The 11352-nt window shown below is 32.4% G+C and carries 12 protein-coding genes; 11 read left to right on the top strand and 1 reads right to left on the bottom strand.

Annotated elements, in window-relative coordinates; all coding sequences use genetic code 11:
• The first annotated feature begins 228 nt into the window (after positions 1-228).
• The 11 genes from trmL (at position 229) to rlmD (ending at position 11154) form a co-directional block, all read left to right on the top strand.
• Positions 229-720 (top strand): tRNA (uridine(34)/cytosine(34)/5-carboxymethylaminomethyluridine(34)-2'-O)-methyltransferase TrmL, encoded by a 492-nt coding sequence (gene trmL, locus JCM14822_RS16845; RefSeq protein WP_054743607.1) that lies wholly within the window; start codon positions 229-231, stop codon positions 718-720.
• Between the two features lie 120 nt (positions 721-840).
• Positions 841-1539 (top strand): C40 family peptidase, encoded by a 699-nt coding sequence (locus JCM14822_RS16840; RefSeq protein ID WP_054743605.1) that lies wholly within the window; start codon positions 841-843, stop codon positions 1537-1539.
• 125 nt (positions 1540-1664) lie between these two features.
• Entirely contained in the window at positions 1665-4073 is a 2409-nt protein-coding gene (locus JCM14822_RS16835; RefSeq protein WP_054743603.1) for an endonuclease MutS2, read from the top strand.
• 89 nt (positions 4074-4162) lie between these two features.
• Positions 4163-4843, top strand: a complete 681-nt coding sequence (locus tag JCM14822_RS16830; protein ID WP_054743602.1) for a response regulator transcription factor — start codon at positions 4163-4165, stop codon at positions 4841-4843.
• Between the two features lie 73 nt (positions 4844-4916).
• Positions 4917-6296, top strand: a complete 1380-nt coding sequence (locus JCM14822_RS16825) for a sensor histidine kinase (protein ID WP_054743600.1) — start codon at positions 4917-4919, stop codon at positions 6294-6296.
• A 62-nt stretch (positions 6297-6358) separates the two neighbouring features.
• Entirely contained in the window at positions 6359-7720 is a 1362-nt protein-coding gene (locus JCM14822_RS16820) for a S1C family serine protease (RefSeq protein WP_054743597.1), read from the top strand.
• A gap of 126 nt (positions 7721-7846) precedes the next feature.
• On the top strand, positions 7847-8782 hold the full coding sequence (locus tag JCM14822_RS16815; RefSeq protein ID WP_054743595.1) for a 3'-5' exoribonuclease YhaM family protein: 936 nt from the start codon (positions 7847-7849) through the stop codon (positions 8780-8782).
• Positions 8782-9084: a hypothetical protein gene (locus JCM14822_RS16810; protein WP_054743594.1), complete on the top strand. Its 303-nt coding sequence runs from the start codon at positions 8782-8784 to the stop codon at positions 9082-9084. The genes JCM14822_RS16815 and JCM14822_RS16810 overlap by 1 nt, the downstream gene beginning before the upstream one ends.
• Positions 9075-9608, top strand: a complete 534-nt coding sequence (cas4, locus tag JCM14822_RS16805; RefSeq protein WP_054743592.1) for a CRISPR-associated protein Cas4 — start codon at positions 9075-9077, stop codon at positions 9606-9608. The genes JCM14822_RS16810 and cas4 overlap by 10 nt, the downstream gene beginning before the upstream one ends.
• Before the next feature lie 11 nt (positions 9609-9619).
• A complete protein-coding gene (locus JCM14822_RS20635) occupies positions 9620-9778 on the top strand; it encodes a hypothetical protein (protein ID WP_157047845.1) in 159 nt (52 codons plus the stop codon).
• Positions 9779-9786: 8 nt separating this feature from the next.
• A complete protein-coding gene (gene rlmD / locus JCM14822_RS16800; protein WP_054743590.1) occupies positions 9787-11154 on the top strand; it encodes a 23S rRNA (uracil(1939)-C(5))-methyltransferase RlmD in 1368 nt (455 codons plus the stop codon).
• Here rlmD and JCM14822_RS21270 read toward each other — a convergent pair.
• A partial coding sequence (locus JCM14822_RS21270; RefSeq protein ID WP_207643270.1) for a hypothetical protein occupies positions 11151-11352 on the bottom strand: 202 nt, incomplete at its 5' end. The two genes, rlmD and JCM14822_RS21270, sit on opposite strands and share 4 nt — an antisense overlap.

Genomic DNA, 11352 nt, shown 5'->3' with positions numbered 1-11352 from the left:
AAAAACTTATATTAAAGTAAAGAAATACTGAATTATGTAAAAGCATAAAGCGTGATATGTTTATATTTCTAAAATATAAACAAACTTAAAAAAGTTTATTAAAACATGTAAAAGAAACATATATGAACGTTGATTCAACATGAAATATGACATATAATAATAGGCAGACAATGGAAATGTTGAAATTAATTTTATAAAATATAAAAGATAATAGAAAGAAGAGGAAAAATGATGAATATCGTTTTACATGAACCAGAAATTCCACAAAATACAGGAAATATTGCGAGAACTTGTGCTGCAACAGGTGCGACACTACATCTTATTGAGCCACTTGGATTCTCTTTAGATGAAAAACACATTAAACGTGCAGGACTTGATTATTGGCATCTTGTAAAAATTAAAACTTATAAAAATTATCAAGAATTCTTAGAACAAAACAATTATCCTAAAGTATATATGGCAACAACAAAATCACGTCAAACTTATGCAGAAGTGTCTTATGAAGAAGATGCATTTATTATGTTTGGAAAAGAAACAGCAGGAATTCCAGAGGAAATTTTATTAGATAATAAAGAAACATGCATTCGTATTCCAATGATTTCAGAAGCACGTTCTTTGAATTTATCGAACTCTGTAGCGATCGTACTTTATGAAGCTTTAAAACAACACAACTTCGAACATCTTAAGACAGAAGGCGAATTACATCACTATCACTGGTAAAATAAATTTCCATAAAGACCTCTTTGAAATGTATAAAAAGTAAAATATTGTGTAATAATTGCAAATGAAAGTTTTGATAGAGTAGTTTTATTATTCTACCATCGTTTTGAGGAGGAAAATATGAAATTTTTAGTGAAGCGTGTTTTAGTAGTAGGACTAGCTCTTTTTACCAGCACATCACTTTATGCAAGTACAACGAAGCCGTCAATTTTTCCAAACTATACAGGGTTGTCAGCGAATATTTGCAAGGAGCATATTAATGTAAAAAGTTATCCTGATGAATATGCTGAGTGTATTGGTCAGACAACGAGTCGTAAAGTTTATATTATTGGTCAAAATAATGATTGGTATAAAGTAAATTTAAATGGTGAAGTTGGATGGATTGATAAATCAGATATTCAAATAGAAGATACCAATTATGTGCCTTATAGTAAGGTTTTAGGTGAAGAGATTGTGGATTATGGTAAACAGTTTATTGGTACGCCTTATGTATGGGGAGGTAATGACCTTAAAAAGGGAGTAGACTGTTCAGGACTTACAAAAGGTATTTATAAAACATTTGATATTCATATTACAAGACTTGCGGCAACACAAGTAGAAGATGGCAAGATTATTGATAAAAAAGAGCTTAGGCCTGGAGATTTAGTATTTTTTGATACAACAGGCTATAATACAGGAAAGATATCTCATGTAGGTATCTATGCAGGAAATAATATGTTTTTGCATGCAGATGGTACAAATGGTGTGATGCTCAGTAGATTAGATAGTCCGTATTATACACGAAATTATGTGACAAGTAGTCGCATTATTAATAGTTAATAGAAACACGGGGTTGCGAAAACAACCCCATATTTTTTATGTTAAGAAGATTTTTTAATATTTGCAAAGCAAATAAAGTATGTCATAATAGAAATAACGCTAAATATTAAAAAGAGGTTATAATAATGAATGAAAAAACACTCTATAAATTAGAATTTCATAAAGTACTTGAACTTGTAAAAATGCAAGCAGCAACAGAAGGTGGTAAAAATTTAATTAGTAAAATGCTACCTTCTTCTGATTTAGATATTGTAAAAAAACTTCAAGAGGAAACTGCAGAGGCCATTAAGATGAGCATTAAGCAAGGCAAATTACCTCTTGCAAAGCTTCATGAGATGAAGCCTATTTTAAAGCGTGTTGAAATGGGGGCTATTCTTGGTAGTGGCGAACTATTAGCTGTAAGAGATACGATGCGTATGACAAGACAAGTTAGAAATTACTATCAAGATGCCATTGCAACGGGTCAAACTTATGAGGTATTAAGTGAGCAGTTTGAAACACTTACATCTTATGCTATATTAGAACGTGAAATTAGCAGGTGCATTTTAGCAGTTGATCAATTTGCAGATGATGCAACGCCAGAACTATTTCAAATTCGTCGTCAAATTAAAAACTTAAGTGCAAAGATTAAAGAAGCGCTTCAAAATATAATCCATTCAAGTCACTATCAAGATATGATTCAAGATCCGGTTATTACTATGCGTCGTGAACGATATTGTGTTCCAGTTAAAGTAGAATACAAGGGTCAATTTAAAGGTATTGTACATGATCAGTCAGCTACAGGGGCAACTGTATTTATAGAACCAATGGCTGTTGTAGAACTTGGAAATGAGATTAAAAGCTTAGAAAGTAAAGAACAAGAAGAAATTGAAAAGTTACTTATTGATTTAACAAATCAAATTGCACCAATTACATTAGAGATGAATATTAATTATGAATATCTTGTAAAATTAGATGCGATTTTTGCACGTAGTGAGTTTTCATTAAAATATGATTGTCGTCAGCCACGACTTAATAATAAAGGATATATTAATCTAAAAAAAGCAAGACATCCACTTTTAAATAAAGAGACCGTTGTACCAATTGATGTTTATGTGGGAAAAAAATTTACAAGCTTATTAATTACAGGGCCTAATACAGGTGGTAAGACAGTTACGCTTAAAACAATTGGTTTATTTACATTAATGGCAGCAATAGGGCTTCAATTACCAGCAGCTGAAGAAAGTGAAATTGCAGTATTTGAAGGAATTTATGCAGACCTTGGGGATGAACAGAGTATTGAACAAAGTTTAAGCACATTTTCATCACATATGACCAACATTGTTGAAATTTTAAATGATATGAGTCTTAACTCACTGGTATTATTAGATGAGGTTGGGTCAGGAACAGACCCTATTGAAGGGGCTGCTCTTGCAATGTCAATTTTAGAACATCTTAGAAAGCAACAAATTCGCACAGTAGCAACAACTCACTACAGTGAACTTAAACTTTATGCATTATCTACTGACGGTGTAGAAAATGCAAGTGCAGAATTTAATGTGGAAACTTTAAGTCCAACTTATCGTCTATTAATTGGTGTGCCAGGAAAAAGTAACGCCTTTGCTATTTCAACTAAATTAGGACTGCCAAAACATCTTATTGATGATGCAAAAGAATTTCTTCAAAAAGAAAATGTTAAGATGGAAGACATTTTAGTAGATCTTGAACAAAGTAAACGTATGGCTGAAATTGAAAGCGAACGTGCTAAAGCTTACCGAGCTGAAGCAGAACGTTTAAAAGAAGAAATTCAAAATGAGCGTAAGAAAATTGATAAAGCTAAAAAGAAAATTCTAGAACGAGCAGAAACAAAAGTAAAGGAATTACTTAAGGCTGCAGAGTTAGAAGCAGATCAAACACTTAAAGAAGTACGTGCTGTTGCAAGAGATGCTAAAGTAATGATTGATGAACGTAGTCTTCAAAATGCAAAACAAAAAATGACTTCTACAGTAGAAGGACAAAAGAAACGTATTAGCAAAATTACAGGAAGCCATAAGAATGCGCCTAAGAAACTGACAAGTGTTCAAGTAGGGGAAGAGGTTATGGTGGCTTCACTTATGCAAAAAGGCATTGTTACCAAGGCTGTAGATAACAATGGAAAAGTAGAAGTACGCATGGGTATTATGCCAATGAAAGTTAATTTAAGTGATTTAATGCGTGTTGAAGAAAATGAAATAAAAGAAGCGCCAAAGAAAAAGGTACATGGTAAATCTTCTGCAAGTGGGGTAAGCTATGGAATAGGTAAAGCAGCTACAATTTCTACAGAAGTAGATGTACGCGGTATGATGGTTGATGAAGCTAATCCAATTGTAGATAAGTATTTAGATGATGCATATTTATCAGGATTAAAACAAGTAACTATTATTCATGGTAAAGGAACAGGTGCATTACGTGCCGGAATTACACAAATGTTACGTCGCCATCCTCATGTAGCAGCACATCGTCCTGGTACATTTGGGGAAGGTGAAATGGGGGTAACTGTAGTTACTATTAAATAGATTAAATACATGCTGTTCATAGTCATAAATGGGAGAGATATATTGCCTAAGGGAAGAATCAAAGAAGTAGAAAGAAGAGAGGAATACACATGCTTAAGATACTTATAATAGATGATGACACAAATATTTCTGAGCTTATTTCCTTATATTTAAATAAGGAAGGATATCAGACACAGGAGGTTCATAATGGGCGTGCAGCACTTACTGCTTTTGAAGAATATGGACCAGACCTAGTTCTTTTAGACATTATGCTTCCAGAATTAGATGGTTATGATGTATGTAAAGAAATTAGAAAGAAAAGTCGTACCCCTATTATCATGCTTACAGCTAAAGGTGAAGTATTTGATAAGGTGTTAGGACTTGAATTAGGTGCGGATGACTATATTGTTAAACCTTTTGATCCTAAAGAATTAATGGCAAGGGTAAAAGCAGTACTAAGAAGAAATATTATGCCAGTAGAAACTGTAGAAACTAAAAATCGCATTGTGCTTGATAATTTAGTTATTGATAAAGATAACTATTCTGTAACCTACGAAGGAAATCTTGTAGGATTACCACCTAAAGAATTAGAAGTACTTTATTTCTTAGCAAGTCACCCAAAACAAGTGTTTACACGTGAACAACTTTTAGATAAAATTTGGGGATATGATTTTGTGGGTGATACACGAACAGTGGATGTTCACATTAAGAGATTAAGAGATAAATTTGAGGGTGATCATACATGGAGTATAAAAACTGTTTGGGGAGTAGGTTACAAATTCGAAAAATAAAAGAAGACCTTAAGTTTCATCACTATTTAGCCGCCTAGTTACTGTATATATTAGTATATTAACTATTATTTTAATGATATTATTTATTACTTTTACAAATACATTTCGTGATTATTTTGTAGATTATACAAAGTCTTTAATGATTAAACAAGCTGAAAAATTAGCGGAGGAATTTTATAAATTAGAGCATTTTAGTGCCTATTGTGATGAAGGAATCGAAAAGATTTTTTATCGTATAGAAGTTTTAGAAAGTCAAATGGAATCTACAACTTGGATTATGAGACAAGATGGTCAAATATATATGTTTGCATCGAATGAAATTAAAGCTATTGAGAATCAAGTGCTTCTAAATAAGGAAGATATTGAAAAAGTATTTGAAGGAAATATGGTAGGAATTGAAAACGGCTTTAAAGAGTACTTTTCAATGCCTGTTTTAACTGTAGGATATCCTATAGAAACTAATGGTGAAACAATTTATGCATTATTTATTCATACGCCATTACCGATTATTTTATCTACAATAGATGAAGTACGTAATATTATTTTACAGGTTGTAGGATTTATTGGAAGTATTTTATTTATATGGATTTATTTTATTGCTAAGCGTATGACTAATCCACTTAAAGAAATGAATATTATTGCAAAGCAAATTGCAAGTGGACAGTTTGATAAGCGTATGGCTATTACAGGAAAAGATGAAATTGCACAACTTGCAGCATCTTTTAATAATATGGCACAAGAACTAGATAAGATAGAAGAAAATCGGAATAGTTTTATTGCAAACATTTCACATGATTTGAGATCGCCCCTTACATCGATTCAGGGATTTGTAACAGCTATGTTAGATGGCACGATACCAGCTGAGAATCAAGAAAAGTATTTGGAGATTGTGCTTAACGAGTCAAAACGTATGATTAATATGACCAATAAGATTTTAGATTTAAGTAAATTAGAAGAAGGCAGAGCAACTGTGGAGAAAGTGCCGTTAAATATTAATCGTATGTTACAAAATAGTGTCTTAACATTAGAGAATCATGCAAAAAGCAAGGGTGTAACAATTACCATGGATTTTAATAAAGAACATCAATTTATAATGGGTGATATGGATGGTATTAGTCGTGTGATTCAAAATTTATTAGATAATGCTTTGAAATTTGTAAATGAGAATGGACAAATTAAGGTAAAAACATCTTATTACAATCAAAAAGTATGGGTTCATATTAGTAATAGCGGTATAGCTATATCTGAGCAGCAGCAAAAAATGATTTGGAACCGATTTTACAAAGGTGATCGTTCAAGAGGTCAAGATAAGCGTGGCGTTGGATTAGGACTTGTTATTGTAAAAGAAATTTTAAAACAGCATGGTGAGATTGTTGGTGTGAAATCTGAACCAGGTGAAATGGTTGAGTTTTATTTTTCTTTAACGCCACAAAAAGAAAAATATGAAAATTAACAAAAACTTCATATTAGCGAATTATACTGACGAAAAAGATAAATTGACGGGAGGAAAACATTATGAGTGAATCAAATGATTTTAATCAAAATGAAGAATCAATAAGAAGAGAGGCATTAGAAGAGAGCCAATATACAAATGCAAGTCAGGCTGACGATAGTGCAACAATTCATAATATAGATCAAAGTGCAAGTCAAATTAATCAAGACACAAGTAGTTATGCGTATGAAACCAATCCAGTATATCAAACTCAAGAGATTAATAAGAAAACAGCTAAAAAATCAGGATGGCCTAAATTTGTAGCAGGGGTTACAATTGCTAGTTTAATAGGTGGTACAGCTATTGGTTCTAGTTTTGCATTTGTAAGTGCTAAGATGGATAAAGGCAGTGGGCTGGTTGTCGAGCAAGCTGTCACAGGCAATGGGGCAGATGGGATGGTACAACCTATTGCAACTAATAATACAATTACAGATATTGCAAATAATTTAGGGCCAAGTGTTGTTTCTATTTATAATACAAAAGTCGTTTCAACATTTTTAGGAAATTATGATGAGTCAGGTTTAGGTTCGGGTGTTATTTTTAAAGAAGATAGTGAAAAAATTTATATGGTAACGAATTGTCATGTTGTAGAAGGCGCAACGAGCTTAGCTGTTAATTTTTTAGGCAATACAAAAGTAGAGGGTGAATTAATTGGTAAAGATGTAACAACAGATTTAGCCGTTGTTGCAGTACAAAAAGCTAATTTAAATACAGAAACCTTATCAGCTATACGTGTTGCTAAACTTGGTAATAGTGATAAGGTACAAGTAGGGCAACTTGCAGTAGCTATTGGGACACCTATGGAAGCAGCTTTTAATAACACGGTTACAGTGGGGGTCATTAGTGCTATTAATCGAGAGGTACAAGTAGATGCTTCTCGTACAATGACTCTTTTACAAACAGATGCAGCAATTAATCCAGGAAATAGTGGCGGCGCATTAGTAGGACCAACTGGTGAAATAATTGGTATTAATACAATTAAAATGGTAGATAGCAGTGTAGAAGGAATGGGATTTGCAATTCCTATGAATACTGTAAAACCAGTTATTGAAGAGATTATTCAAAATGGTACAATTGAAAGACCAACATTAGGTATTATGGGTAGCAATGTAAGTTCAGATGCTGCACAAATGTATGAATTACCAATAGGTGTTTATGTTGCACAAGTGACACCAGGTGGTAGTGCCGATGTAGCAGGCATTCAAGCTGGAGATATTTTATTTGAATTTGATGGCACACAGATTACGGATATGAATCAATTGAAATCACTTATTGGTAATAAACGTGTAGGAGATAAAGTAGAAGTAAAAGTTGTACGTAATAAAGAAAAAGAAAATTCTTCATTTGACTTTAAAAGCAACACAACCAGCAAATGCACAATCTAGTATAACAAAATTATATTAATCATATAAAAAGAGCTGCTTAAAATAGCAGCTCTTTTATATGAGACGTTGAAATTATAGGATAGATTTGGTACTATTACTTGTAGAAGCAAATAGGGAGAGATCAAAATGGTAACAATAAGTGCATTAAAACCTCAAGAAACAGTCAAAGGCACATATTTATGTAAGTATAAACAAATATTGAAAAATAAAAATGGCAAAGATTATTGTACAATACGTCTTCAAGATTGTACAGGTACAATAGATGGCAAAATTTGGTCAATGCATAGTGGGATTATGCCTTTTGACGTAGATGATGTTGTAGAAGTTGAAGGAGAAGTGATTTTATATCAGGAAAATCTTCAATTTAATGTAAGTACAATTAAAAAAGTAGAAGAAGGTCAATATAATTTAAAGGATTATTTACCACATACTAAGAAAGATATTAATCAATTAGAAACAGATTTATTAGCTATGATTGATTGTGTGGAAGATAATTATATTAAAAATCTTTTAGAAAGTATCTTTTGTGAAGAAAGTATTTATGAACGTTTTATACAACACAGTGCTGCTAAGAGTGTACACCATGCTTATTTAAGTGGCTTATTAGAACATACTGTGACAGTTACAAAAATTGGAATGAAGATGGCAGACTTATATAATCATGTAAAAAAGGACTATGTTATAGCAGGGTGTTTATTACATGATATTGGTAAGCTTTACGAGTTAACACCATTTCCTAAAAATGATTATTCTGATGAGGGACAGCTTATAGGGCATCTTGTAATGGGAGCTGAAATAATCCATGATAAGGCAAGAAAAATCCAAGGTTTTCCAAGAGAAACAGAAATTTTACTGAAACATATTATAATTTCTCATCATGGTGAATATGAATATGCGTCACCTAAACGTCCTAAATGCATTGAGGCAATGATTGTACATTTGGCAGATTATTCGGATTCTAAACTTAAAATGTTAGAAGAAATGTTTCAAACAGTACCAATAGAGGATGAATATATTGGATATAATAAAATATTAGGAAGAAATATTCGCCAAATTAAATAATGAAGAATAAAAATAAAGATGGTCCTAAAAATAAGAGTTTAAAAATATCTGCCAATGAAGTCAATAGTTTTGTCTATTGCCCCTATCAGTGGTATTATAATCGTTACTATGGTCAAGCTGCTTTGAAGGAAAAATATAAGTCACTTAAAGATAAAAATAGTAAAGTAGAGAGCCAGTTTAAAAAAGGCTTACGTTTTCATAAGCGTTATTATATGCAGTATCGTATGCAGCAAATGTTAAAATTAGTAATCATACTAATAATTGTAGGGTTTAGCATATGGATGGTGATTAAATGGCATTAGTGGGACAGTTTATAGGTGTTAGTTTGATGACAGGTGCTTTATGGTTAGGATTAAGACCTACTATTACGGAAAAGCATAAGAAGGAAATAGGTGTTAGAGGTGCAAGTCCCATTTATGCAGACGAAAAGGGAGCTAAATTATTAGTAGCAGATACCTATGACTTACATGGAAAACCAGACTATATCTTTGAAACCTGGTGTTTAAAACGTTATATTCCTTTGGAAATAAAAAGTGGCCGTTTAAAAGCTGATGAAGAGCCACATCTAGGTGATATATATCAACTGGTGGCATATTTTTTAATCATAGAAGATGTTTATGGCAAAAGGCCACCTTATGGTAAATTAGTCTATGCAAATAAAACATTTAAGGTGCGTAATACAGCAAGGCTGAGACGTGAACTTAAAGGTATTTTAAAGCAAATGCGTGGGATGTTACAAGAGAAGTCTAAGGTAACGGTAAATCCAGAATTTACAAAATGTAAGCATTGTATATGTCAGAGGACAGTTTGTGAATTTCAAGAATAGGAGCGGTGACGATGAAAGAAAAAGAAACAAAAGTACAAGCTAATTCATCACTTTTAGATCGCATGATTCAACGTCAAATGAGTAATCGTTTACAAAATATGCATGAAAAAATTATAGCAAAAGCAATAAAGAGTCTTTTAATGAAAGATGACAATAAATATATGAACTAGGAGCATTCATGGAACAACCAATTTTAAAAAACAAGCATTATGAAATAGAAATTATTGACCTTGGGGCACAAGGTGAAGGTGTAGGTAAAATCGGTGAATTTACTGTATTTGTACCGGAAGCCATTACAGGAGACGTTGTTGAAGTACGTCTTATAAAAGTTAAAAAAAGTTATGGTTATGGAAAGGTTATGCAAATTATTTCGCCTTCACCATTTAGACAAGATTCTAAGTGTGCAGTTGCTGCAAAATGCGGCGGTTGTCAAATTCAACATATGAAATATCAAGTACAGCTTGATTTTAAAACAAAGAAAGTTAAAGATTGCATAGAACGTATTGGTGGCCTAAAAGACATTAAAGTCAAAGATACTTTAGGGATGGAAGTACCATATCATTATCGTAATAAAGCACAATATCCAATACGTAAAGAAGAAGATAGCATTCAAATGGGCTTCTTTGCACAGAAAAGTCATAGAATTGTACCTTCTAATAAATGTAGTATTCAAGATCCTAAGAATGAGCAGATTATGCAAATTGTAACGGATTTCTTAAATGAAAATCATATTACTATATATAATGAAGAAACACATAAAGGGCTTGTACGTCACTTAATGATTAAGACAGGTTATCATACAAATGAAATCATGGTTTGTTTAGTAATCAATGGTCATAAGTTATCCAAGGCAGATTTATTAGTAGCCGAACTTCGAAAGGTAGACGGTGTAAGTAGCATTTTACTTAATCATCAATTAGCTAAAACAAATGTTATTTTAGGTGGTGAGACAACACTGCTTTATGGTAAGGAATATATTATTGATAAAATTGGAGACTTAAGCTTTAAAATTTCTCCGTTATCATTCTTCCAAGTTAATCCACTTCAAACAGAAGTGCTTTATAAAAAAGCCCTAGAATATGCAGAGCTTACAGGTGAAGAAATTGTATGGGATGCATATTGTGGGATTGGTACAATTTCACTTTTCTTAGCACAAAAAGCTAAAAAAGTATATGGTGTAGAAATTGTACCTCAAGCAATTGAAAATGCTAAAGAAAATGCTAAGCTTAATGGTCTTACAAATGTAGAGTTCTTTACTGGAAAAGCAGAAGAGATTATTCCAACTCTGTATAAAGAAGAAGGCATTAAAGCTGATACAATTGTTGTGGATCCACCAAGAAAGGGATGTGACATCTATCTCTTAGAAACTTTAAAAGATATGGCACCACAGAAAATAGTATATGTATCATGTGATCCAGCAACTCTTGCAAGAGATTTAGCTTATTTAGTTAAAGAAGCAGGATATACAATAGGAGAGGTGCAACCAGTAGATATGTTTCCACATACAACGCACGTGGAGTGTTGTGTGTCGCTCAAAAAAAATTAAATAGCATTTGAAGGGAGGGTAAACCTATAATTGATAGTAGGTTTGCCTTCTTGATTAATTGTGATTGAATTGATGAACTGTGTAAGGATTTCAGAATTAAGCTCTGTAATGGTGTCATATGCTGAAATCTTTTTGATTTCTTTAGGCTCATCACCAAAATGTGTGCTTGACAGCCTAATTATTAGCCTGATAAAAACG

The organism is Cellulosilyticum ruminicola JCM 14822, from assembly GCF_001311925.1.
In the GTDB taxonomy this organism is placed as follows: Bacteria; Bacillota; Clostridia; order Lachnospirales; family Cellulosilyticaceae; genus Cellulosilyticum; species Cellulosilyticum ruminicola.
This window is presented reverse-complemented; position numbering and strand designations above follow the sequence as displayed.

Coding starts and splice junctions, on each gene's coding strand:
- trmL (WP_054743607.1), top strand. CDS start 229: ATGATGAATATCGTTTTACATGAACCAGAAATTCCACAAAATACAGGA.
- JCM14822_RS16840 (WP_054743605.1), top strand. CDS start 841: ATGAAATTTTTAGTGAAGCGTGTTTTAGTAGTAGGACTAGCTCTTTTT.
- JCM14822_RS16835 (WP_054743603.1), top strand. CDS start 1,665: ATGAATGAAAAAACACTCTATAAATTAGAATTTCATAAAGTACTTGAA.
- JCM14822_RS16830 (WP_054743602.1), top strand. CDS start 4,163: ATGCTTAAGATACTTATAATAGATGATGACACAAATATTTCTGAGCTT.
- JCM14822_RS16825 (WP_054743600.1), top strand. CDS start 4,917: ATGATATTATTTATTACTTTTACAAATACATTTCGTGATTATTTTGTA.
- JCM14822_RS16820 (WP_054743597.1), top strand. CDS start 6,359: ATGAGTGAATCAAATGATTTTAATCAAAATGAAGAATCAATAAGAAGA.
- JCM14822_RS16815 (WP_054743595.1), top strand. CDS start 7,847: ATGGTAACAATAAGTGCATTAAAACCTCAAGAAACAGTCAAAGGCACA.
- JCM14822_RS16810 (WP_054743594.1), top strand. CDS start 8,782: ATGAAGAATAAAAATAAAGATGGTCCTAAAAATAAGAGTTTAAAAATA.
- cas4 (WP_054743592.1), top strand. CDS start 9,075: ATGGCATTAGTGGGACAGTTTATAGGTGTTAGTTTGATGACAGGTGCT.
- JCM14822_RS20635 (WP_157047845.1), top strand. CDS start 9,620: ATGAAAGAAAAAGAAACAAAAGTACAAGCTAATTCATCACTTTTAGAT.
- rlmD (WP_054743590.1), top strand. CDS start 9,787: ATGGAACAACCAATTTTAAAAAACAAGCATTATGAAATAGAAATTATT.